The sequence below is a fragment of the Oceanospirillum beijerinckii DSM 7166 genome, from assembly GCF_000422425.1.
GTDB classification, from domain to species: domain Bacteria; phylum Pseudomonadota; class Gammaproteobacteria; order Pseudomonadales; family Halomonadaceae; genus Oceanospirillum; species Oceanospirillum beijerinckii.
Genome location: NZ_AULT01000059.1, coordinates 1 through 24,181 on the forward strand (window position 1 = coordinate 1; position 24,181 = coordinate 24,181).

The following is a 24,181-nucleotide window of genomic DNA, read 5'->3' on the forward strand; positions in this document are numbered from 1 at the left end:
CCTCTCCCGCGATATGCTCCCTGGATGGCTTGCAAATCCAGACTATCGACAACCTCTACAATAAAGCGAGCTAAATGATCTTCAGGCAGCCAGTCATCAATAGATGGAGGAAGTAGATAAGGCGTTTGACGATCGATGGTACGAAAGCGACTCATGATATATCCTGCTGGAACCTGAAAAGGGCTATTATCCTAGATCTGGATGAAATGGGCTAATAGTCCGACAGGCTGCTAGTGCAGGTCAAAAGCGTACTATTCGCTACTACAGCCCGGAGGCGGAAGTCGCTTTCTGCGGCCACGCCACCATTGCCAGCGGCGTCGCTCTGGGAGAGTCCGATGGCGATAATACTTATCTGTTAAGCACTACAGTGGGAGAAGTACCCGTCGCGGTTAAGACTGAAGGGAAGTTTAAAATTGCAGCTCTGACCTCTATTGAGCCAGAATATCAACTGGCAGAGGCTGCCCTGCTAGAGCAAATACTGAAGCTTCTGGGCTGGCAAACTGATGAACTTGATCCCGCTATTCCACCTGCCAATGCCTACGCTGGTAACTGGCACTTTGTAATCGCGGCCAACTCAAAGGAACGCCTGGATGATCTGAGCTATGACTTCGATGGTTTAAAGCAACTGATGCAGGCTGAGAATATCACCACACTACAGCTGATCTGGCGTGAAAGTGATTCGGTGATCCATAGTCGAAACCCTTTCCCTATTGGTGGTGTAGTTGAAGATCCTGCCACTGGTGCGGCGGCAGCGGCGTTGGGTGGTTATTTAAGAGAAGCGGGTTTAATTCAGGCTCCAGCTCATATCTCTGTGCATCAGGGCGTTGTTATGGGCCGACCCAGTTTGCTGGAAGTGATAATCCCCACAAGTGGCGGAATCACTATAACAGGCACTGCAGTGGCCATATAAATTGACGATATAACCCCATAGTTCAGTCCCTCTATGGATATCGAAGCCTAATTCAGGCTCCGATATCCTGATTGTTTAAGCGGGGTTATTCCACAGGCTTTAAAAATACCAGCTTCATGCCAAAATGGTTAAAACGCCTCACTTTCCTGACCTGTTGGACAATCTCTTTACTGTATACATATACAAAAAGCCCTTAACCGCAATGCCTGATACAAACTTAGCCCTCTATCAACTTATACCTTAAAGCGCTCAACCAAAGCTTCCAGCTGATGCACACGCTCTTTGAGTTGTTGTGCTGATCGCTCGGCCGAGGTGGTTTCACTGGCTGAGCTTTTGGCAATAGCACTGATCGCAGTGACATCATTCGCCATCTCGCTGGCAGCGACCGCTTGTTGCTCAGCGGCCGTTGCGATTGTGGTGATCATATGATTAATGGTCTTTGCAGAATCCACAATGGTAGTCAGCGCGGTGCCCGCCGCTTCCGATAGCTCAACACCCTCTATGACCAGCCCTGTACCTCTTTCAGTTCGTTGTACTGCAGTTTCCGTTTCTCCTTGAATGGCATGAATAAAGCCTGCCACTTCATCGGTAGCCTTCGTGGTTCGCTCTGCTAGTTGACGCACCTCATCGGCGACCACTGCAAAACCGCGCCCTTGCTCACCTGCACGGGCTGCTTCAATAGCCGCATTTAGAGCCAATAGATTGGTTTGTTCAGCGATATCGCTGATCACCTTAATCACTTCGACAATCTCATTGCTGCGGGCACTCAGGCTTTGGATCGACTCAGCAGTGTCGTTAACCACCGTGGAGATATTACGAATCCCCGCTACTGCCTGGCTCATAATCTTAATGCCTTCTTCTGCCTGTTGCCCGGCAGCATTGGATTGATCATTAGCAACGGTACTCTGCTGTGCAATCTCTCCAATAGTTGCACTCATTTGCTCTACGGCAGCAGCAACCATTTCCGCTTTATAGGCTTGCTCCTCACTGCCTCGCGCAACATTGCTGGACGAGGTTGCCATTTCACTGGCAGAGATATTGACTTGTTCCGTTACACTGGCGATTTCACTGATCAGTTTCTTCAGATTATCCTGCATACTGTTAACGGAGCTGGCCAAGAGAGTAATCTGATCACCATACTGATCATCAATTTTGGGCGCAGTCAGGTCGCCCTGTGCCACACGTTCGGCAATGTTTGAGACCCGTTCAACTCTGCGGACAATATAACGAACGGTATATAGAGAAATAAATACACCAATCACAGCAGCAATAATGGTCAGTAAGATGATCCCCTGACTGACATTTTTCAGCTCTTGATCCAATGTGCTTAACGCAGAAGTCGCATCGGCCTGCTCTTCACTAGCCGATGTATTCAGAATCTCTTCCACTTTTGTAAATATGTCTTGTTCCAATTGATCGACTAAAGCCAGGGCATCAAGCTTGGTTTGAGGGTTATATTTTGTAAAGACAGCCTGTGCAGTCTCCTGGATTTGGTCGTAAAGCGCTTCAATTCTATTGAAATTACTGACTTTATCGGGTCTCTGCTCCAGCTTGCGCAGCTGCTCCAGAAAACTTTTAAAGGAGACTGAGTATTGATTAAAAGCTTCTACTTCATCGGATTCCCCGGAGACATATTCAGTCAGAGAAGAAAGCATGTCACCAGACTCATCAATCAGCTCCAGGTAGTAACGCATGCCGGGCAGATCATTATTGAGCATTTCATTGATATCAGTGGTTTTAAATGCGTCAGCAAACTCTTGCTCCTTGAGTTCATCCAGCAGGGTTTCGAGCTCAGCACCGACATTTTTTTCTAGTTGATCAACTGTTTTCAGCGCCCACTTCTCAGTATCAGGGTTATAGTGATTAAAGATGCCATTCAAGGCCTGATGGTGATAACGGCCCACCTGAGTGCGTATCGTCTCCATCTTTTGACGATCGGACTCTTTGGCTGACTCCAATGGCACCAGTTGATTAAAATAGCCATTAAAAGCCCGATAGTTTTCTTCAAAGGCTTTTACTTCATCTGTTTCACCTGTCAGGTATTCCAGTACATTGGTTTGCATATCCCCAAGTTTATTCATTACCTGCAGGTAAAGAATAGCGCCAGGAACATCGTCGGTTTTAACCTCTTCTGCAATTTGCGTAGAGGCCGCTTGTTGAACCCATACTAAGACTGAGGAGAGAATCATCAAGCCAATAACAATAGAAAATCCAAGATAAAGAAGCTGGGAGAGCTTAAGTTTCATAAAGGGGCTCCAAAACGGCGCAAGCTCTGCTTACTGTTGAAAAGAAGTAATATAACACTCCTGAATATGATGGCTTAGACAAACCTATCATTTTGCAGAAACAGAGCTAATGGGGAACGAGATATCCGTATCAGGGAGTCCTAATAGAAATATTGGTGACGATTGATAATGTCGCAAGTTATTAGTGTAAAAATATTCGAGACACAGATAACATCAATAATCAGTCGATATATAGGAAGTCAGCCCTGACACTGAATATTATGCAAAGCGAGCTTTTCTCTATCCCCAAAAAGCAGGACACAAAGCATTTTTTAGCCGATAACACCTGTATTCTGCCAGGATTTATCTGTGATAATGCGACAGAAATACGGGATCTACTGGAAGATATTTTACTGCTATCTCCACCACGATATATGAATACACCTGGTGGACAGCGGATGTCTGTGGCATTAAGCAGTTGCGGTACTCTGGGTTGGATCAGCGATGCCAAAGGCTATCGCTATTCTTCTTATGACCCGGATACTCATCAGCCCCGGCCCAATATGCCACCACTATTCTCATCGCTTGCTATTAAGGCTGCAGCCGAGGCCGGGTTTCGTGATTTCAGGCCTGATGCCTGCCTTATTAATTGCTATATCCCTGGCAGCAAGATGTCGTTGCATCAGGATAAAGATGAACAGGATCTGACCCAGCCGATTGTTTCCGTTTCGCTGGGGTTACCAGCGGAGTTTCTTTGGGGTGGTTTTATCCGGGGTGATGCAAAACAAACTTTATTGTTGCAACACGGTGATGTTTTAGTATGGGGAGGAGATGATCGACTGCGTTTTCATGGTATCAAACCCCTGAAACCAGGTTGGCACCCGATCACAGGGGATTGTCGTATAAATCTAACGTTTCGTAAGGCCGGAGGCTAAGTGCCTATATGGACTTGATCTCTTGTTATGCCTGATTCCGACGTATTAAAACCAAGGACTCTTTGTCATTATTACTGCCCGGGGTGCCAGGATTGATGGCAGACTGAAGTACCGGAAACAGAGTAACGCCCCTTGCCTGATTTCTTCGCGAAATACATCGCATCGTCTGCCAGCTGAACAAGGTCTTCCGCTTCTATGGCGTGCTCTGGGTAAAAAGCGATGCCAATACTACCCGACAGTGTTGCACTTTGATTATTGTCCAACGGAATCGGTTGTTTGATCTGCTCAATCATTTTAGCAGCCAGTTGCAGTGCATCTTCTTTCTTGTGTAAGTTCTGCAATAAGACCGAAAATTCATCTCCCCCCATCCGACCAACAATATCGGATTGACGCAACGCATCTTTCAGGCGCTGAGCAATCACTTGCAGCACTTTGTCTCCACTGCTGTGACCATAATTGTCGTTGACACTCTTAAAACCATCCAGATCCACAAACAGCATCGCCAGCAGTGAGTTATTGCGTCGGGCAACCAGAATAGCCTGATGAAAGCGATCATAGAACAGAGTTCTGTTCGGCAGATCGGTTAACAGATCAAAATGAGCCAGATGCTTGAGTTGTTCGCTGGCCTTTTTCTGCTCACTGATATCCTGGTGAGTACCCACCATGCGCAACGGCTTACCCTGAGCATCCCGCTCAACAACCTTGCCATGATCCTGTACCCAGACCCAATTTCCCTGCTTGTGACGTAAACGCATCTCACAAGAATAGCTATCTGTTTTACCCCGATAGTGTTCACGCAGGCGTTCATCCGATATTTCCAGATCGTCAGGATGGATAAACTCCTGTCGGCTGGTATGGTTAAGAGGAGTAACCTCCTGCAGGGTATACCCCAGCATTTCTGCCCAGCGCTCATTAATAATGACTCTACCGGTAGGAATATGCTTTTCCCAGGTCCCCACATTAGTGCTCCAGATGACTTCATCAAGACGCTGTTTTTCATGAGTCAGAGCACGGCGCATTATCTTACTTTTTTGCAGCATAACAATCAGGCCTGCAGCGCCAAACACTAGCAGCAGGATGATGGTACTCAGGAGTACACGCCAGGAGTATTCGCTGGACTTAAGCTGAGCAATCTGCTCCTCCACCATCTTTTCAAGGTTGTTCTGATAATGCCAGAATGCATCTTCCGTTTCCCGTAGGGCGGTGATGTCCCGAATAATAGAAAACAGCAGTGTTTTTCCATCATAGTTCATGGGTACTGAGGAGACTTCGACAGTATATACCTCACCGCTAGCGGCCTTATGCCGAAAGATAAAATAGTTCCGGTTTTCTTTAGAGGCCAGTGCTCCTTCCTCAGCAACCGCCTCCGGGCTCAGGGCATTAATCTGCTGAATTTTCATCTGCTCCAGGCTGGAGACTGAGTAACCGTAAAAGCGGGATGCAGCAGGATTTGCCTGCACAATCTGACCCGTTGCCGGGTCAATCAGTAACATTACAAACTGGTGTTTGTTGAAGACCTGTTCAAAAACATCGTGATCAGCCTGGGCAGCAGGCGACAGAGTCAAGCCGATCAAACTGAGTCCAATCAGACCGAGTTGAGCCACGCCGGATAGGTATAGACCAGCCCTGTTAAGGCCGACGCCTATTAAATACACCAGGGTTGTTTTAGCTTTCATTATTGTCTCCAGTCAAGCAGCATACCTATCAGGACAGTCCATATCTTCAGTAGCACTTATCTACCATTTAACCGCGTTTACATAATGTTACATATAAATCATGTTGAATAAAATACTGCCGTGAGCTTTATTTAAAAAGTTTTGTTTATCATGGTGTTAGAAAGTAACTCTTCGATAAAAAGGTTTATTTAAACCAGATGCGATACCAGCCATCCTGCTGCTGTAATTGTAAGGGGATTTCATACAGTTGGCTCAGTTTATCCGATGTCAATACCGTGTCTTTGCTGTCGTCTGCAATGACCTTACCCTGCTTAATAAGGATGACCCGCTCAATTTCCGGCACGATTTCATCCACATGGTGGGTGGCTAAGAGAAGGGTTTGACCGGCTTGGCACCAGGAGCGCATCATTTTTAACAACTCATAGGATGCTGAGATATCCAAACCGTTGGAAGGTTCATCAAAAATTAGTGCTCTGGGATTATGTACCAGAGCACGGGCTAATAACAGGCGGCGTTTCTGTCCAGTCGATAAACGCTGGTACATCTGTTGCTGATGGCCCTGCATCCCCACCCGATGGATTAGCGTTTGTGCGTGGGCTTTTTGTGCTTCCGTTGCCTGTAGGTGGTCATGTTGGCCAATAGAACCAAAAAAGCCTGATAGCACCACATCAAAGGCGGTACAGTAAGGCGTGTAGTCTTCCTGCAGTTCCTGAGTGATCAGACCTATTTTCTGACGTAGCTGCCAGAGATTAACCATTTCATTACCATATAGGCGAATATAGCTGTCCTCTTTCACAACCGGATAGATCTCCCGGCTGATCAGCTTTAACAACGTACTCTTACCTGCACCATTAGGCCCCAGAATAGCAACCTTTTCCCCATCCGCTACATTCAGGTTCAGGTTGTGAAAGACCTGGTTGTGCTGAATAAAAGCATCGACATTACGAATTTCCAGCATAAGGGCTCCTCGATAGGTTTTTGAGCTGGCTTGCTAAGCACGCCACATGCCACATAAATATTTCTATTCTACTCTATCCTCTCCAGCCAGCGGCCGGAGAGGATAAAGGTATCAATGTCGAAAAACTTTTGTGCAGATGCTTAATATTTTCGAGTGTTTATTCGACCTGTTTGTGTTGAGCAGTAAAACACAATTTTAGGCAACCCGAACAGGAAAAATTATTGTACAATACGCAGCTTTATGACGTTTTGTCGTGGCAAAGGTTTTCAGTGTTTTGCCTGCGGCGGTGTTTCATCTTTGACCGATAGGTTTTTATGAGTTATCAGGTACTTGCCCGAAAGTGGCGCCCTAAGAATTTCCATGAACTGGTGGGGCAGGATCATGTGCGTAAGGCATTGGTCAGCGCACTTGATAACGATCGTTTACACCATGCCTATCTGTTTACGGGCACCCGGGGTGTAGGTAAAACCACGATTGCCCGGATTATCTCTAAGTGCCTGAACTGCGAGACAGGTATTACCTCCCGTCCCTGTGGCGAATGTACCAGTTGCCGCGAGATCGACGAAGGTCGTTTTGTTGACTTAATTGAGGTGGATGCAGCGTCCCGTACCAAGGTTGAAGATACCCGCGAGCTGCTGGATAACGTGCAATACGCGCCATCCAGAGGTCGCTTTAAGGTGTACCTGATCGATGAGGTGCACATGCTGTCGACCCATAGTTTCAACGCCCTACTGAAAACGCTGGAAGAGCCCCCTCCGCACGTCAAATTCCTGCTGGCAACCACAGATCCGCAAAAACTGCCGGTGACGGTCTTGTCCCGTTGTTTGCAGTTCAACCTGAAAAATATGCCTCCAGAACGTGTGGTTGAGCACCTGAGCAATGTGTTGACTCAGGAGCAGATTCCTTTTGATGATGCAGCCTTGTGGCAACTGGGCCGCGCGGCTGATGGCAGTATGCGTGACGCCCTGAGCTTAACTGATCAGGCGATCGCCTATGGTCAGGGGCAGATCAGCGCCAGCCAGGTCAGCGAGATGCTGGGGCTGGTGGATCAGCGCCATGTGGCGCAACTGATCGACCATCTGATCAACCAGGATGCAGCGGCCATGTTGGGCGAAGCGGCCCGGTTATCGGAACAGGCGGCAGACTTTGAAACGATACTGGCGGATATGGCGCTTTATCTGCACCGCATGGCCGTGGCTCAGCTGTTGCCTGATGCAGTGGATAACGCTCAGGGTGATCGTGAGCAGGTGATCAATCATGCCGCCTGTATAAGCGCGGAAGACCTGCAACTGTATTACCAGATTGCGATTAAAAGCCAGGAAGATCTACCCTTAGCACCGGATATGCGTACCGGCTTTGAGATGGCGATGATTCGAATGCTGGCCTTTGCTCCTCAAGGAGTCCCTATTGCCGCAAATACGGCTAACACAGGCGGCGGTAGCTCCCCCGGAGCGGCATTAAGCGCCCGTCTGGCCGACGGTAAAAAAAAAGCAGTCCTGAATCAACCCTCAGCTCCGGTTAACTCTGCGCCTGCTCAGCCTGTGGCTCAATCGACACCTCACTCGATACAACAGCCTGAGCCGGTGCAACACACTGCACCAACAGCCAATGTAGGATCAAGCGAGACAGGCGCAGGCAAAAGCACAGAAGGACCGGGCTTGCGTATGGCAAACTTTCCCGGCATGACAGCTTCGCTTGAGGTAGCGACTCCAGCAGAAAAGCCTGTTGCCGCAGAAGCACCTGCACCAGTGGAAGCACCTGCCTCCATAGAGGTACCGGCACCCACAGAAACACTGGCACCTACAGAAGCGCCAGTAATAGCGCCTGCAGCCTCACCGGCTGAAACTGTCCCCAAGGCGACTGAAACGCAAACACCAAACCTTACGGCTATGCAGCCCCCTATGGATATTCCCCCATGGGAAGACCTGCCGGTAGCCCCCGAAGCGGCTGAGCAAACATCAGAACCCGCTCCAGTCATTACGCAGAGAGAAGCGCCTCAGGACACTGCACCAGGATATGATCAACTCGCTGTGCTGGATCAGATCCCTGCGCCTGAATATCCCGATATGGGTCAGATACCTGCGCCAGAGTATCAGCAGATGATGCCCGAGCCCATGCCTGAACCTGCTACCCAAGAGCCTGTTATTCAGGAGTCCGCGCAACACGCTCAGATCACCCCTCCCGTTCAGCTGGAGCAAAACAGTGACAGTGGTATTACTCCACTGGTAGGCCCTTGTCCGACCCAATTGGAAGACAATAACGATTGGCTGGGTGTATTCCCTCATTTAGCCCTGAATGGCCTGGAACGCACACTGGCACAAAACTCGGCATTAACCCGGAAAGAAGGCGATACACTGCACTTTAATACTCAGCTGGTCCGACAGGAGTTTTTAACCCAGGAGCGGATCAACAGCTGGCAGCAGGCAATTACACAGCTGTTTAATCAGCCCGTACGCATTGAAATTGAGCAAACCCGCACCCATATTGAAACACCAGCGATGCGTGAAGAACAGCTCAAGGCGCTGCGCAAGCATCAGGCACAGCAGATCTTTATGCAGGATGATCATATTCAGCGCTTAATAAGTGAGATGGGTGCAGAGGTCGATATGGAGTCGGTGGAGCCTCTGGTTTAATCCGTCGATTTGACTGATTCAAATCCATGAGCAAAATCTCATTCAGGCTTGAGCATACAGGCAGCATCAGATTATTAGCTGCCCTATTAAAATAGATCGTATTACGTCACACCATATGCGGTACGACGTCGATATAGCGCTTAAACAATTTTTATTTGTCAGATAGAGGTAAACACTATGTTTGGTAAAGGCGGAATGGGCGAGCTGATGAAGCAGGCTCAGCAGATGCAGGAAAAAATGCAGCAGATGCAGGAAGAAGCGGCCAATCAGAAAGTGATAGGTGAAGCCGGTGCAGGCATGGTAAAAGTAACCATGAATGGTCGCCATGATGTCAGTGCGGTGAGCATCGATGAATCCCTGATGAGCGAAGATAAAGAGATGCTGGAAGACCTGCTCGCTGCAGCAGTAAACGATGCTGTACGCCGTGTTGAAGAAGCGACTCAGGCAAAAATGGCTGAAATGACTGGCGGCATGCAGATGCCTCCAGGCTTTAAAATGCCATTTTAATCAACCTGTATTTTTATCTGCATACAGATGCAATGACATCTTTACTTGTGGGTATGGTTTTGTGAGGGCGTGCTTTTACTCAGGTAAAACCCCATGCCTTCAACTTCTTTTGTAGTAGGAAAAGTAATATGGCATTTAGCCCCTTGGTGGAACAACTGATCACAGCACTGCGTTGCTTACCCGGTGTTGGGCCAAAATCGGCTCAGCGCATGGCATTGCATCTGCTGGAGCGGGATCGACCAGGGGGTATGCATCTGTCCGAGATCCTGACCAGAGCCCTGGATCAGGTTGGCCAGTGCCGTCAATGCCGCACCCTGACAGAAGAAGATATTTGCGGCTTGTGTCGCAGCGACAGACGGGACGATAGCTTACTATGCGTAGTGGAAACCCCTGCTGACCAAATTGCTATGGAGCAAGCAGGAGGCTTTAACGGTCGGTACTTTATTCTGACCGGACATCTATCGCCTATTGATGGTATCGGCCCGGATGCGTTAGGACTGGATCTGCTGCAGGAACGCATACAGACCGGTGAAATTAAAGAACTGATCCTGGCCACAAACCCCACAGTGGAAGGTGAAGCCACAGCCCATTATATTGCTGAAATGGTGCGTGATCTGCCAGTGACAGTCTCACGACTGGCCCATGGCATACCCGTAGGTGGTGAGCTGGAATATATTGACGGTGGTACTCTGAGTCGCGCATTAGCCGGCCGGTTACCAATGACGGAATAATGACGGAACAAGCGATCTCCTACCAATTTATTACCTCCAATGAGGTATTAGAGCAACAGTGCCAATACTGGTTAACCCAGCCGTTTCTGGCGTTGGACACCGAATTCATGCGTGTGGATACCTTTTATCCCAAAGCCGCATTAATTCAGGTGCAGGACGATAAGAACTGCTGGCTGATTGACCCAACAAAAATCACTCAATGGCAGCCCTTTGCTAATGTACTGACCGAAGAATCCGTACTGAAAGTGCTACATGCCTGCTCGGAAGACCTGGACGTGTTTGCCAAACTGTCCGGCGAGGTGCCTCGCCCGCTCATGGATACCCAGGTTGCCCTGGCGTTTCTGGGGGAAACCCTGGCCGTGGGCTACCAGCGCATGGTGGAAAACTGGCTGCAGATTACCCTGCAAAAAGAAGAAACCCGCTCAGACTGGTTGCAACGCCCACTGACCGAATCCCAGTGCATCTACGCTGCAGCAGACGTGTATTATCTGTACCGGATCTGGCCCATGATTCAGCAGAAACTGGCGGATCAGGGGCGTGAGGTCTGGTGCCGTGAAGAATGTAACCAGATCGCTCGCCTTGCCAGCATGCCCCTGGACGATGAGTTCTATTACTTGCGGGTAAAACAAGCCTGGAAACTGTCCCAGGAAAAACTGGCGGTGTTGCAGAATCTTGCCGCCTGGCGCGAACAGGAAGTACGCAAGCGCAACCAGCCTCGCGGTCGTCTGTTGTCAGATAATCAGCTGTGGCTACTGGCATTTAAACTGCCCTCCAATCGCTTTGAGTTATCTCAAATAGACGGTCTGCGCCCGGCAGCAATCAAACGTGATGGCGATCAGATTTTAGAGTTGATCCGACTGGGGCGCGAACGCTCTCAGGCGATGTGGCCAAGCTCGATTCCTTCACCCATTGGCCAACCCTATCGGGACTGGGCAAAAGCACTGAAAAAGCTGGTACGTAGCGTGGCAGAAGCCAACAACCTGCCACCAGAACTACTGGTACGCAAACGCCAGCTGGAACAACTACTGAACAGCGCCGTTCGCGGCGAATTGAACCAGATGCCAGAAGAGTGGCGCGGCTGGCGTGAAAGCCTGATCGGTGAACCGCTATTAGCCAAGCTGACAGAGCTGGCAAGCCGACGATAACTTTTTATTCATAGTGAAATATTCATAGCAAAACAAAAGTAATGCGATACTTTCTGTGTAAAACGCCAGTAACTATCGCATCGCTTGCTCTGAAGTCTCTGTTTCGCTGCTTATGTGTTTTAAATTAGGGGTAACAACCTTGAAACTGGTGTGTGAAGTATTCAAAAGTCCACGTAAAGACGAAATGTATCTGTACGTAGACAAAATGGAAGGCATGAAGCGTGTACCTGAGCAGCTGCTGGAAATGTTTGGCAAGCCTGTATCAACCATAACCATGATACTGACCGAAGAGAAGAAACTGGCCCGTGCGGAAGCCGCTAAAGTGATGAAAGAGATACGTACTAACGGTTTCTACCTGCAGATGCCACCGGCAAAAGAAGAATATTTGCTGGATCTGTATAAAGCGCCAACCGAAGGTAAATACTAAATGACACTGACAGAGCGCTTCTGGGAGCAGAAAAGTCTGCATCAGATGAACGCAGAGGAATGGGAAGCGCTCTGCGACGGCTGCGGTAAATGTTGCCTGCATAAACTGGAAGATGAAGACGACGGCGAGATCTACTACACCGACGTTGCCTGCAAGCTGTTAGACATCACCACCTGCCGCTGTAATGATTACAGCAACCGCCTGAAGCAAGTACCGGGCTGCGTGCAACTAACCCCGGATGCAGAAGAAGTCTTCGACTGGCTGCCTAAAAGCTGCGCCTACCGCACAATTAAAGACGGTAAGCCCCTGCCTGAGTGGCATCATCTGGTGTCCGGTAACCCCGATAGCATCCATAAAAAGCACCAGAGCATCCGTCGTCGCGCCATCAGCGAACAGGTGATTGAACCTGAAGAGATGGAGCTGCATATTATTGATTGGATTGAGTAAGAGTATCCTGAGGGTCGCTATAAAGATCGAGCACAAAAGTACCAGACTCCGATTTGCCAGGAGCCAGGATAGGTACGATTCAAACGTGGCAGCGCTTGCACACATTCAACCCCGACCAGCTTTTAAATTGTCTCTGCAGTGCAGAGACAATCCGGTTATTCTGTTGCGAGATATCTGCATTGCTCAAGCAGCATGCAAAACTACATAAAAAGATTCCGATAGATTATGCAGGCAGTGTTTGCACAATCCTCAAAAAGCGCTGACAAGATTATTTATATCGGCCATCCACCAAAACATATCAAACAAAACAAGACAGAAGGTCTTAACTGAAAAATATCTCTAAGCTGAATAGGCTCTAGGTAAGGCGAGTATAGAGAGACAACAAGACAGGGGCTAAAAGCATACCCCAGAAATGGAGATAGCCCCGCCAGCCACACCCCGGCACATGAGTCACCTGCTGTGGCTGCTTCCTTCCGGACCTGACCAGGTTCACAGGGTATCATTGCGGGGGGACCGACAGGGCCACCACAAATTTGTTTCTTCTGAAACAACGAGACGAATTCTAGCACTATCAATAAGTTAGGCACAAGCATTAATTAAAAGATTTTCCTGTAGTCTTTGTAGAACCCTCTCTATGAGACCCAGTTAACAGTGCTGGGATTAATCCTGTGGTGCGCACGCCTTTAACCTATACTGAAAAAGCTGAATTGATCTTAAGCTCTAAACAAGGCGTATCGATGACCTGTCATTACTTTTGTTTAGACCTTTTATGTCTCTTCAATTCAGTGTAATCCATCACTGACTTGATAAAAGGGTTATGTCATACACCATAACCCATCATAGGGGTCACGATGACGTTACCAGACTGTTTCCAATGGGATGAAGATCAGTAAGAACTCAGCTTCTACGGTAAGCCTGCAACTTTATTCTGGTAGTCCCTCTCTTGCATCCCTACTCTCTCCACTTAAAGAGGAGCTGGCCATTGATTACGGCGGCCATACGGTCAAACAAACGATCAGCGCCGGTGTCAGTGAGATTATTGAGAGATAGGTTTTGGATGACTGGATCAGACGGATGGACGATCTGATGTATCAGGCTAAAAATAAGGGGGATAACCAGATCGTTTACTATCAACCCGGCGCAGACAAAACAGCCCGCTAAGTGTTGATGGCTAGCGGGCTACTTTTCATGATATTTGCCGGCAAGGAGCACAGGAAAATATCAAGTAAACACTTATACAAAAACCAAGCAGCAACTTAATGCAAGGAAACCCCAGGGGCCTCCTCTTCATCATCCGATGGGCTATCCATGTAAGTCAGCACCCCCATATTCTGACAATCACTGACCAGCTGGCGGGTATTTTCCATCGTCGTCAGCAGGAAATGACGGAACTGGCTAAAAGAGACACCGGCACGAGTGTGCAGAGTATCCATCACCACCAACTTCGGCAGCGCCTCATCGGTCACCTCAAGAAAAATCTTGCTGTGTGGAAACGCCATATTCAAGCGGCCTGTTTCAATGGTCAGTGGCAGCAGAGCAGTCGGCCTAAGCTCCATTTCAGTTGTCAGAATCAGGTGATCCGATTCAACAAAAATACGGCTATCCAACACACCGTCCATCTGCTGCAGCTCGGACAGATGCAAACCATCGCAATGTTCACAGATGTAATTAGTGGTGGAGCCTTCGTCCAACCAACGCTTGACCTGATTGGCATCAGGTACAAAAAGCGGTTCCATAGCTTGCCTCGTACAGCCTGAGAGAGATATTTATTACTTCGTATTATAACTCAGGTAGAGAGATTAATCCTCCGCCTGTATTGCTAAGTCTTCATAAAGACTGACTTTTTTCTGTCTGCATGAGTTTTTCTCCCTTTATTCCATAAGGGCATGATTTTTATACACTTAATCATCATAAAAGCCAAAAAAGCCTTTAAAGACAAAAACTTCTTTGTTATTTCCCGCTGCCCTATTGTCGTTATCGGTTCAAACGTGCTTGAACCACGGGGCCTGTGAAACTCTGAGCCAATTTGTTTCTCTGGCCCCTCTGTACTGGAAAAAACTTATGCAGGTCTGGGCCTTGGTTCAGTATGTTGCTATTGGTAAGACAAGCTGTGTCACTGATGAGTTTGGTGTTGAGCTGGTGGCTGCATACGAATCAATAAAATCAGATAGCAATGCGGATTTCATCGACTCTAATCCGGGTAAATATATATCGACTCAAGATTTCTCGTATTGGCAGTTTGCCTCTTGCCATACTCCTTTGTTAGGAGTTTTTGCCTGAATAGCGTAATCGCTATTCGGGCCTTTTCTGTTTCCCGGCACTTTCTCTTTCATGGTTTTATTCTATATCAGCCCTATTAAATCATCTTTTAACCATATGATTTTAAAAAACTTTACCCCAAAAAGGCACACTCAACGTTTACCTGTGGTTTTTATGAACAAAATAGCCAGAAAAGAGAAAAAAGCCTTTAAGTTCATAAACTTCTGCCATCGAAATCTCTGATCTATCGTTAACTCAAGTTCAACTTGCCATGAACGAATGAACAACTAACAACCAATAACGAATAAAAACAAATGAGGTTTTGAACCATGAAAAGAACAGACAACAACCCAGCTATCTCCAACCAAGTCTTCTCGACCACTCGTCGTACTCTGCTGAAAATGACCGCTGTCGCGGCTTGTACCGGCCTGTTTGCCGTGCCAGGTATTGCCAGTGCGGACAGCAGCAAAGCACAAGTGGATAGCATTCACTTTCTGATTCCTGGTGGTGCCGGTGGCGGCTGGGATGGTACCGCTCGTGGTACCGGTGAAGCACTGAAAAAATCCGGTCTGGTGGACACTGTATCCTTCCAAAACCTGTCCGGCGGTGGTGGCGGTAAAGCCATTGCTTATCTGATCGAAACGGCAAAACAGCAACAGGGCACCCTGTTAGTTAACTCCACGCCAATTGTTGTGCGCTCTCTGATGGGGGTTTTCCCACAATCGTTCCGTGATCTGACACCCGTAGCCGCGACTATCGCCGACTATGCTGCTCTGGTCGTGCGTAACGACAGCAAGTATACCCACTGGGATCAGATTGTTGCTGACTTTAAAGAAAACCCTCGTAATGTAAAAGTCGCAGGCGGTTCTTCCCGGGGTAGTCTGGATCACCTGGTACCGGCTGCAGCAATTAAAGAGGAAGGCCTGGACCCACGCGCTCTGCGCTATATCGCCTATGATGCCGGTGGTAAAGCGATGGCAGGCCTGCTGTCTGGCGAAGCCGATATCCTGTCAACCGGCCTGGGAGAAGCTCTGGAGATGAGCAAAGCCGGTCAGGTGCGTATTCTGGCCATTACCGCACCTGAGCGTGTCAGCGACGCACCGAATGTACCAACCCTGAAAGAGATGGGTAACAACACCGTATTTGCTAACTGGCGCGGTTTCTTTGGTGCCCCGGGCCTGAGCAGTGAAAAAGCGGAAGAGTACGCCAAGGTACTGGGTGATATGTATCAGACCGATGCCTGGGAAACCGTACGTTCCCGCAATGGCTGGGTAAATGTATACAAACCTACCACGGAGTTCACCGCATTCCTGGAGAAACAGGAAGAGCAGGTTGGCACTCTGATGCGTGAACTGGGTTTCTTAAAGTAAGCCATTAGCTCTCAGCTTATACCAATCCGGAGAAATAATTGTAGGTCGGAAAAGCCGTAAGGCGCCTTCCGACAATAGCCAGCTATTGAGATCAATGTCGGATGGCGCTTCGCTTATCCAACCGACTCTAGGCTATCAAAACACTTATCTGGAAAATTCATAAGCTAAAGCACTCAAAATTGATCAGGCCGGAGCAGCCCTTATCGCGTTCATCGTGTTGCCCCCCGGCCTGATCCCTTTACCACCGCTGTGCGGCTATAACGCACAGTCAGATATACGAACCTGAACCTGTAAACCTGTCCAAACTGTAAGCCAGGAGCGGGATTTCCAGTGCCGTTACGGAGCCTGTTATGTCTGTATCTAAACCCGTGAATAAAGATCTGATCGGCAGCCTGATTTTTCTCGCGCTGTCGATCGCCTATGGCGCATCTGCGCAGTTAATCCCTTTCTACCCCGGTGACGAGTATGAGCCGTTTACAGCCCGCACCCTGCCTTTTGCTCTGTCTGTTCTGGGTGCTGGGCTGTCTTTTTCGCTTTTGATCAGCGCCTTAAAAAAGACTTCAGAGGCCAAGCCGGATCAACCGGTACTGAAGTCTGCACTGGGTTATGACTGGTCCACCGTGATCAAACTGCTGAGCCTGATGGTGTTTTACGCTCTGGCACTGAAGTGGCTGGGTTTTATTATCGCCACCACCGTGTTCCTGTTTGGCGGCTACTGGATTCTGGGCGAGCGTCGCAAAAAAATACTCTTTGGTGCCTCGCTGCCTTTTGTCGTTGCCTTCTGGTTTATGCTGACTCAACTGTTGGATATCTATCTGGCACCGGGTCAACTGTTTTCAGCGTTCGGAGGATAAGTCATGCTTGATGGAATCTTAACCGGCCTGTCGACGGCCATTATGCCAATCAACCTGTTTATGGTGTTTGTTGGCTGTTTTGTGGGTACTTTCATCGGCATGCTGCCGGGCCTGGGCCCTATCTCTGCCATCGCCCTGATGATCCCGATCACTTACGGTCTGGATCCATCCACCGGTATTATTTTGATGGCCGGAGTCTATTACGGTGCGATTTTTGGCGGTTCAACCTCATCGATTCTGATCAATGCACCGGGTTGTTCCAGTACCGTAGTGACCGCCTTTGACGGCTATCCGATGGCGCAAAAAGGTCAGGCGGGTAAAGCCCTGGCACTGGCTGCCTATGCTTCATTCACTGGCGGTACCATTTCCGCCGTGTTCCTTTTAGTCGCGGCACCGGCGTTAGCAAGCGTGTCACTCAGTTTCCAATCATCAGACTATTTTGCTTTGATGATACTGGGGCTAACGGCGGTCGCGGCCTTTTCTGGCAAAGGCCAGGTATTAAAAGCGATGTTGATGACGGTACTGGGTCTGATGATCTCTACCGTGGGTACTGACCGCTCTAGCGGTGTGGAACGCTTCACCTTTGGCAATATCGACCTGATGGACGGTATCAGCTTCCTGCTACCGGCAATGGCCACCTTTGCTCTGGCTGAAGTGGTGATGGCGGTACTGAAGCGTGATCATATGAAGGAAGAAGAGAACGAAGCCGATACCAGCCATCTGGGCAGCATGAAAGTGACTAAAGAAGAAGTAAAAGAGGTCGCTCCGACCGCTCTGCGTTCTTCTGTACTGGGCTTTATCGTTGGCGTACTGCCGGGTGCCGGTGCGACCATTGCCGCATTCCTGGCCTATGGTATGGAACGTAATCTGGCCAGCGTGAAAGAGAAACTGAAGTTTGGTACCGGTTCCCTGCGTGGTCTGGTTGCCCCTGAAGCGGCAAACAATGCGTCATCCTCTGGTTCTTTTGTGCCGTTACTGACGCTGGGTATTCCAGGTTCAGGTACAACCGCGATTATGCTGGGCGCACTGATCGCTTACGGTATTCAGCCCGGTCCACGTATGATGGTGGATAACCCGGATGTATTCTGGTCAGTGATCGTATCCATGTACTTCGGTAACATCGTACTGCTGATTCTGAATCTGCCACTGATTCCGTATATCTCTAAACTGTTGATGATTCCACGTACCGTACTGGTACCGATGATTCTGTTCTTCGCCATTACCGGTGTCTATCTGGTGTCGTTTAACACCTTTGATATCTACATAATGGTGTTCTTCTGTATCGCGGCGATTGGCCTGCGCATGCTGAACTTCCCGATGGCACCGCTGCTGCTGGGCTTTGTTCTGGGAGGCCTGATGGAAGACAATCTGCGTCGTGCACTGATGATCTCTGACGGCAGTTTATCCTTCCTGTGGGAGCGTCCAATTACCTTCGGCATTATGGTTGTGACAATTTTTGTATTAATTGCACCCATTGTTCAGAACTTTCTGCAAAAGCGCCGGTCAGAAGAACAGGTTTTAGCTGGTAACAGCCAAAACTGACACAGAATTTACCTTCTGTGTATTTGGAATGGGTCGAGCATTCATAGCTCTGTTAGCCGGTGAATTTATTTCACCGGCTTTTTTTTGGTTTGGATTTTACGATAGCCTCAAGCCTTTAAACTATACCGCCGTTCGGGGCGACCTACGGTGCCATAATTGACATCGGCGATCAGCTCTTCGGTGCTGACCAGATACTCCAGATAACGTCGGGCTGTGGTGCGACTCACCCCTACCTTTTCCCCGACTTCTTCGGCATTAAAATCTTCCCGGCTGGATTGAAACGCCTGACGGATCTTTTCCAGCGTTAAGCCATCAATCCCTTTGGGTAGTACCACTTTTTCTTGCGCACCCTTGGCTTTTTCCGCGGTATTTGCCTGACCGGATTGATCTAACGATGAATGCTCACCTGAAGCACGAGACAATAATGAGTCAGCAGAAGAGCCTAGTGTATTACCACGAGGCAAGAGCTGATCCACATCCTGCTGAGCCAAGTGTTGCTCTGCCTGCTCCTGCTGTAACAGTTGATCCATCTGTTGGCGATGACGAGCGTAGTTTTGCAACGCTGCCTGAAGACGATCAAATACCAGAGGCTTTAGAATATAGTCAAATACACCACCGCGCAGGGCCGCTTGTAACGTGCTGGCCTCTTTTGCCGCTGTCACCAGGATCACATCAGTGGCCTGATTGCTGCCTCTCAGCTCGCTCAATAATTCCAGCCCAGTGCCTTCAGGGAAATGAATATCCAACAGCAGCAGATCCGGCTCTAATACTTCAACCAAATCTCTGGCTTCTTCCAGCGTTAATGCGATAGCCTCCACCTGAAAGCCATCAATCTTTTCTACAAAACGCTGTTGTAACTCGGCGATACGCCGATCATCTTCGGCAATTACGATGCGATAAACCGCTGTGTCTGTCATGGTGAGGGGAGAACCTTATCGTTATTGTTATATCTGCTTCCGTCTGTACTGATTGATACGGAACCGTGTCCTTTATTATCGCATGCTTAGCCTGAAAGCGCGGGCATTTGTTTGGGAATATACACCTCTACCCGAGTACCTTGCGGACCCTTGCTATCCGTTTGTTCAAAGCCTTCGCCTTGTGTTTCAAGATCCGCATCCAAGGCTTCAAACACAATCTGCCCTCCCAATCGCTCCAGCGCACGCTGAACCAGGTAAAGACCATAACCATGTTGCTCACCGGATTTACTGCTGACCCCCTTCTGTAACAGGGTTTGACTCAACGCCTCATCCACTCCCAAACCTTCATCTTCCACCTCAAAGATCAGATCATTACCCAGGTCCGTCATACTCAGGCGTATCATCTTACCCTGGGAGTGCAAATTAGCATCCATCGCATTATCCAACAGGTTAGCCAGAATAGTGACCAGCAACTCGCGTGGAATCTCTTCCGGCAGATCCTGCATCTGGCTGTCGGGGTCCACCACCAGCATCATCCCCATCTCACGGGCCCGGTTGTATTTACCCAGAATACAACCGGACAGCATCGGATCGGGCACCGCTTCAAGTAATAGGTGTAGCAGGGTTTGATGGTCTTTGGTTTCCTGTCCAATCAGATCAATCGCCTGATCATATGCCCCCACCTGAATCAAACCGGCGATGGTATGCAGTTTATTGGAGTATTCATGGGCCTGACTGCGCAGGGTATCCGCATAGATCTGCATCCGGTTCAGCTGATCCATCAACTGATCCAACTCATCTTTTAACCGGAAGCTGGATACTGCACCGATCACCTGACCTTGTTGAATCAAGGGAATGCGGTTTACCACCACCCGTTGTCCACCAATAATATCTTCCTTATCCAGTACCGCTTCCGCGCTGTGCATCACCTTCAATAACTGACTGTCCGGCAGCAATTCCTGAATATTCCGCCCGTTCAGTGAGCGTTCAGGGTCCAACTGAAAAATATCCAGCGCCGTTTTATTAAACGTGGTGATCTGCCCCTCTGCGTTAATAGCAATAATGCCCTCACGCACGGATTGAAGGGTGGCATTACGCTCCTGAAACAAGCGGGCAATCTGCTCTGGCTCGAAACCAAAAATCGCCTGTTTGAAGTAACTACTGATCATCACCGCCAGCATCAGACTGATCGCCAGAGCGATACCCGCCAACCACCAAAGCTCTCTTTGATAGCCTGCTATTGTTGCTTCCACCTGAGTCAACATAAAACCCACTGAAACAACACCTATGATCTCCGGCTCCGATGGACGAACACTGCCATAGTTATGACTTCCCTCTCCCTGGCTGACGGCATAAACCGGAACCTTGCCACGGATAGAAAGGCCCAGACTCCCCTTGGCTTTCGATACATACTCCTCTCCGTACTGCAGCGCTCTGGCATTATCTCCGCCAACCATTTTCTTACCAATACGGTTCGGTACAGGATGGGCATAACGGATGCCCTGACTGTCGCCCACGACAATAAAGCGGGCACCTACTGAAGCGCGTATCTCTTCAACCAATGGTTGAATCTGGCGGCTGTCGTTATCCATCAGTCCCTGGCGAATCTGGGGCAGCTTAGCCACAGCCCGAGCGGTACTCAGCGCCTGCTGCCCCATCTGTTGCTCTAAAGTATCCGACATAATATTAAGTGCCACTGCACCAATACTGAGCGTAATTAATAACGCAAAGCTCCCCAGAATAATCACCATTCTTGTTTTAAGATTAAGAGAGATATCTGAGAGCATGCTTTAACACCTTAAAAAACAGGGATATTAGTTACGACACACAATGACACAGGCATCGTTACAACTTGTAATATATTCTTTATAAATCAAATAGTTAATTTAAAGCAAAACTTTCACATTTTTTTCACCCGACTGAAATATTTCCCCATTATCTTGGCAAGCCTCTACTCAATCGCAGCGCAACATTGTTTTTTATTGTGTGACTAAGCAGTGAAACAAAAGTCTCAGGCACCTGGAAAGCCAGATATTAATGGCCCAGATGTTAATAGCCTTTGTTTCGCGACATAGAAATTTCGGACTTCGAACTACCTATATCTTTTGGGGGAAAAATGAAAAAACTGGTTTTAGCTACTGCAATTTTAGCAGCTAGTGCAGCAGGTACAGCAAGTGCGGCCACTATCTACGAGAACAATGGCCTGACTTACAAACTGAAAGGTGATTTTCAGATCCAGCTGCGTCAGGACGTAGGTGATGACCAGAACCTGGACGTTGAGTTCGACGACCTGGAACTGAAAAACAGTGTTGTTTATGATCTGGGCAATGGCATGAAGGCCTTTGGTCAACTGGACTTCGGTTACAAAAATGATGCAGAAGGCAAGTCTTCAGGCAGCCATCTGGAAGAAGCATACGTAGGTCTGGACTTTGGCAACGTAGCCGTTTCTATTGGTCAGCAAAACCATGCAACTGACGACTTCGGTGTATATGCCGCTTACGAAGCCAGCTTATCAGAAGACGCGTTCGATGCTCAGGGCACCTCTGGTAACGATGTCATTCGTGCGGACGTCAACCTGGGTTCATTAAACTTAATCGCAACCACTGAGCTGGATGCGGAAGGCGAAAACAGTGAAGATGGCGAGTCTTTCGATCTGTTAGTTTCGACTGAACTGCAAGGTGTTGAACTGGCTGCCGCTTACCAGACCATGAAGACTGACGTTAATGCAGATTCTGTTGATACTTTCGGTGTCAGCGCTATGGCTGACCTGGGTATCGCTAAAATCGGTGCTGACTACTCATCTACAGATGATGTTCAAGACCAAATCAACCTGGTTGCTAAAATGGGTGTAGCTCAAAGCACACAAATTGCCGTTGGTCTGAATAACGTTGACCCTGAGCAAGGCGATGACGTAACCGAATGGTACGCAAACGTAACATATAAATTCCCTCAACAGAAAAACGTAAGTGTCTTTGCTGAAATCGCAGACACTGACGAAGACAATGTTGATCTGGGCTACCTGGCAGGTCTGCGCGTTAAGTTCTAAACGCGGCTGATAGGTACACTTGATCAATAGGTACACTTGATCGAATGTCAAAAACAGACCTGCATATAATATGCAGGTCTGTTTTTTTTATAGCCCGTGGCTGTATCGCATTATATTTTCAGGCCTTTGACGGCACTCTTAACAGCACTCTCTTTCCAATCAGTACTCAATCCAACTACAGCAGCCAAACACCCACCAGGTGTGCTCCACCATAGCCAACGGTATAGGCGATCAATAGCGGCAGCATAAAACGCACGTAACGACCAAAAGTCAACTCGCTGACCTTACTCATCATCACAATACCGGCTGCCGAGCCGATCACTAATAAAGAACCACCCACACCCACCGCATAGGTCAACTGCATCCATTCACGGGTACTCATCTCAATGCCGGATTTCAATACTGCCGCCGTCAGAGGAACGTTATCAATACCTGCAGACAACACACCCATCAGATAGTTTGCTGCAATCGGTGGCATCAGCTGATAGAGGCTGACAATCGAAGAGAGCACATCAATCTCTTTTAGCATACCGACCAGCAGTAAGATCCCCAGGAAGAAGAGCAGGGTCTCAAACTCGATCACCCGGATATACTCCAGGATAGGGTCCTGTTCGATATCATCATCAAAGAAGCGCGATACCAGAAACATCACCGACAAACCGGTCAAAAAGGTCAACATGGGCGGGATATGGAACAGAGCATTAAAGGTAATGGTCGCCACAATGGTGGACAGAAAAACCAGACCGATCACCATATCCACCCGACGAATCGGGGTCATTTTTTTCTCGATCACCACGTGCCCGCTCAGCCCCTGCGATAACATCAACGTCAAGGCTAATACACCGATCAGGGCCGGTAATGACAAATACAGCAACTGCACCACGCCAACATGACCAGACAGGAAGATCATCAGGGTGGTTACATCACCGGTAATCAGCGCCACACCGCCGGAGTTAACGGCAAAGACCACCAAGGCGGCAAAACGCAATGTTTTTTTAGCATCCAGATTCAACGATAGAATCAATGCAGACGACACCAGGGTCGCCGTGATGTTGTCGGCGATAGAAGAGAAGACAAAACAGAACAGACCTGTCAGCACCAGCAGCATCCGCTCTGAGATCTGGCTGGGCAGAAGCAGATAGATCAGATTCTGAATCATCCCCTTCTTATTGAGGTAAGCCACAAAGGTCATTGCTGCTACAAGAAACAGCCAAAGCTCAGCAATCTCAGAGATACTCTCCGATAGACCCTGCTCCACTTTTTCGACGCCCATCTCTCCCTCAGGAAAAATAAAGAGCAAAATCCAGGACAGCGTCCCCAGAAAAAGTGTCACCTTTGCTTTATTCACGTGAATCACTTCTTCAAGCACCACGCCTAATAGGGCCAGCAATGCGAACCCTATTAATATTAAATGTAATATATCTGTCATAATGACAAGTCCTAATACGCCTTTGATAAGGTCAGACCAAAAATTTGAGGGCACTGAATCAAACACAGATGATGTGAAAAAAAAGTGAACACCTTATTCACCCTCCTGATCAACCCAGTTTCTATGCGTCAGACTGACGACTATTCACGACAAAATAAATACTGCGGATG

General features: G+C 48.5%; 21 protein-coding genes, 1 other RNA gene and 1 pseudogene. 14 read left to right on the forward strand and 9 right to left on the reverse strand.

What is annotated here, in order from left to right:
• A pseudogene (locus H579_RS28955) lies at positions 1–155 on the reverse strand (IS5/IS1182 family transposase); the annotation flags it as partial.
• A 59-nt stretch (positions 156–214) separates the two neighbouring features.
• Here H579_RS28955 and H579_RS26100 point away from each other — a divergent pair.
• Complete coding sequence (locus H579_RS26100; RefSeq protein WP_084624184.1) at positions 215–910, forward strand: PhzF family phenazine biosynthesis protein; 696 nt, start codon at positions 215–217, stop codon at positions 908–910.
• Between the two features lie 233 nt (positions 911–1,143).
• On the opposite strand, the gene H579_RS0116605 is transcribed toward H579_RS26100, so the two are convergent.
• Positions 1,144–3,156, reverse strand: coding sequence for a methyl-accepting chemotaxis protein (locus H579_RS0116605; protein ID WP_028301626.1), 2,013 nt, complete (start codon positions 3,154–3,156; stop codon positions 1,144–1,146).
• Positions 3,157–3,416: 260 nt separating this feature from the next.
• Between H579_RS0116605 and alkB the strand changes: the two genes are divergently transcribed.
• Positions 3,417–4,070: a DNA oxidative demethylase AlkB gene (gene alkB / locus H579_RS0116610; protein WP_051227738.1), complete on the forward strand. Its 654-nt coding sequence runs from the start codon at positions 3,417–3,419 to the stop codon at positions 4,068–4,070.
• 71 nt (positions 4,071–4,141) lie between these two features.
• Here the strand turns inward: alkB and H579_RS28035 are convergent, their stop codons facing one another.
• The gene (locus H579_RS28035) at positions 4,142–5,746 is read right to left on the reverse strand and encodes a diguanylate cyclase domain-containing protein (RefSeq protein WP_051227740.1); all 1,605 of its coding nucleotides are present in this window, start codon (positions 5,744–5,746) and stop codon (positions 4,142–4,144) included.
• Between the two features lie 184 nt (positions 5,747–5,930).
• On the reverse strand, positions 5,931–6,704 hold the full coding sequence (locus H579_RS0116620; RefSeq protein ID WP_028301628.1) for an ABC transporter ATP-binding protein: 774 nt from the start codon (positions 6,702–6,704) through the stop codon (positions 5,931–5,933).
• Between the two features lie 314 nt (positions 6,705–7,018).
• Between H579_RS0116620 and dnaX the strand changes: the two genes are divergently transcribed.
• The 6 genes from dnaX (at position 7,019) to H579_RS0116650 (ending at position 12,594) form a co-directional block, all read left to right on the forward strand.
• A complete protein-coding gene (gene dnaX / locus H579_RS26110) occupies positions 7,019–9,337 on the forward strand; it encodes a DNA polymerase III subunit gamma/tau (protein ID WP_036566480.1) in 2,319 nt (772 codons plus the stop codon).
• Positions 9,338–9,514: 177 nt separating this feature from the next.
• Positions 9,515–9,844, forward strand: coding sequence for a YbaB/EbfC family nucleoid-associated protein (locus tag H579_RS0116630; protein ID WP_028301629.1), 330 nt, complete (start codon positions 9,515–9,517; stop codon positions 9,842–9,844).
• A gap of 128 nt (positions 9,845–9,972) precedes the next feature.
• Complete coding sequence (gene recR / locus H579_RS0116635) at positions 9,973–10,575, forward strand: recombination mediator RecR (protein ID WP_028301630.1); 603 nt, start codon at positions 9,973–9,975, stop codon at positions 10,573–10,575.
• Positions 10,575–11,720, forward strand: a complete 1,146-nt coding sequence (gene rnd, locus H579_RS0116640) for a ribonuclease D (protein WP_028301631.1) — start codon at positions 10,575–10,577, stop codon at positions 11,718–11,720. The genes recR and rnd overlap by 1 nt, the downstream gene beginning before the upstream one ends.
• A 112-nt stretch (positions 11,721–11,832) precedes the next feature.
• A complete protein-coding gene (locus H579_RS0116645) occupies positions 11,833–12,147 on the forward strand; it encodes a YcgL domain-containing protein (RefSeq protein ID WP_028301632.1) in 315 nt (104 codons plus the stop codon).
• Positions 12,148–12,594, forward strand: coding sequence for a YcgN family cysteine cluster protein (locus H579_RS0116650; RefSeq protein WP_028301633.1), 447 nt, complete (start codon positions 12,148–12,150; stop codon positions 12,592–12,594).
• Between the two features lie 422 nt (positions 12,595–13,016).
• Here the strand turns inward: H579_RS0116650 and ffs are convergent.
• Positions 13,017–13,113, reverse strand: an RNA gene (gene ffs / locus H579_RS28695) — signal recognition particle sRNA small type.
• A 360-nt stretch (positions 13,114–13,473) separates the two neighbouring features.
• Here ffs and H579_RS29195 point away from each other — a divergent pair.
• Positions 13,474–13,644, forward strand: coding sequence for a hypothetical protein (locus H579_RS29195; RefSeq protein WP_157834645.1), 171 nt, complete (start codon positions 13,474–13,476; stop codon positions 13,642–13,644).
• A gap of 206 nt (positions 13,645–13,850) precedes the next feature.
• Here the strand turns inward: H579_RS29195 and H579_RS0116670 are convergent, their stop codons facing one another.
• Positions 13,851–14,330, reverse strand: a complete 480-nt coding sequence (locus H579_RS0116670; RefSeq protein WP_028301634.1) for a YbjN domain-containing protein — start codon at positions 14,328–14,330, stop codon at positions 13,851–13,853.
• A gap of 325 nt (positions 14,331–14,655) precedes the next feature.
• Here H579_RS0116670 and H579_RS0116675 point away from each other — a divergent pair, with 325 nt between their 5' ends.
• The 4 genes from H579_RS0116675 to H579_RS0116690 all read left to right on the forward strand — a co-directional run bounded on the left by H579_RS0116675 (position 14,656) and on the right by H579_RS0116690 (position 18,619).
• Positions 14,656–14,874 (forward strand): hypothetical protein, encoded by a 219-nt coding sequence (locus H579_RS0116675; RefSeq protein WP_028301635.1) that lies wholly within the window; start codon positions 14,656–14,658, stop codon positions 14,872–14,874.
• 308 nt (positions 14,875–15,182) lie between these two features.
• On the forward strand, positions 15,183–16,223 hold the full coding sequence (locus H579_RS0116680) for a tripartite tricarboxylate transporter substrate binding protein (RefSeq protein WP_157834646.1): 1,041 nt from the start codon (positions 15,183–15,185) through the stop codon (positions 16,221–16,223).
• A gap of 350 nt (positions 16,224–16,573) precedes the next feature.
• Entirely contained in the window at positions 16,574–17,077 is a 504-nt protein-coding gene (locus H579_RS0116685; RefSeq protein WP_028301637.1) for a tripartite tricarboxylate transporter TctB family protein, read from the forward strand.
• A 3-nt stretch (positions 17,078–17,080) separates the two neighbouring features.
• A complete protein-coding gene (locus H579_RS0116690; RefSeq protein WP_028301638.1) occupies positions 17,081–18,619 on the forward strand; it encodes a tripartite tricarboxylate transporter permease in 1,539 nt (512 codons plus the stop codon).
• A 107-nt stretch (positions 18,620–18,726) separates the two neighbouring features.
• Here the strand turns inward: H579_RS0116690 and H579_RS0116695 are convergent, their stop codons facing one another.
• Both H579_RS0116695 and H579_RS26120 read right to left on the reverse strand, forming a co-directional pair.
• Positions 18,727–19,536 (reverse strand): response regulator, encoded by an 810-nt coding sequence (locus tag H579_RS0116695; RefSeq protein ID WP_028301639.1) that lies wholly within the window; start codon positions 19,534–19,536, stop codon positions 18,727–18,729.
• A gap of 86 nt (positions 19,537–19,622) precedes the next feature.
• Positions 19,623–21,323, reverse strand: coding sequence for an ATP-binding protein (locus tag H579_RS26120; protein WP_084624185.1), 1,701 nt, complete (start codon positions 21,321–21,323; stop codon positions 19,623–19,625).
• 329 nt (positions 21,324–21,652) lie between these two features.
• Between H579_RS26120 and H579_RS0116705 the strand changes: the two genes are divergently transcribed.
• Entirely contained in the window at positions 21,653–22,582 is a 930-nt protein-coding gene (locus H579_RS0116705; protein ID WP_028301640.1) for a porin, read from the forward strand.
• A gap of 175 nt (positions 22,583–22,757) precedes the next feature.
• Here H579_RS0116705 and nhaD read toward each other — a convergent pair whose 3' ends face one another.
• A complete protein-coding gene (gene nhaD / locus H579_RS0116710; RefSeq protein ID WP_028301641.1) occupies positions 22,758–24,011 on the reverse strand; it encodes a sodium:proton antiporter NhaD in 1,254 nt (417 codons plus the stop codon).
• Positions 24,012–24,181 lie beyond the last annotated feature (170 nt).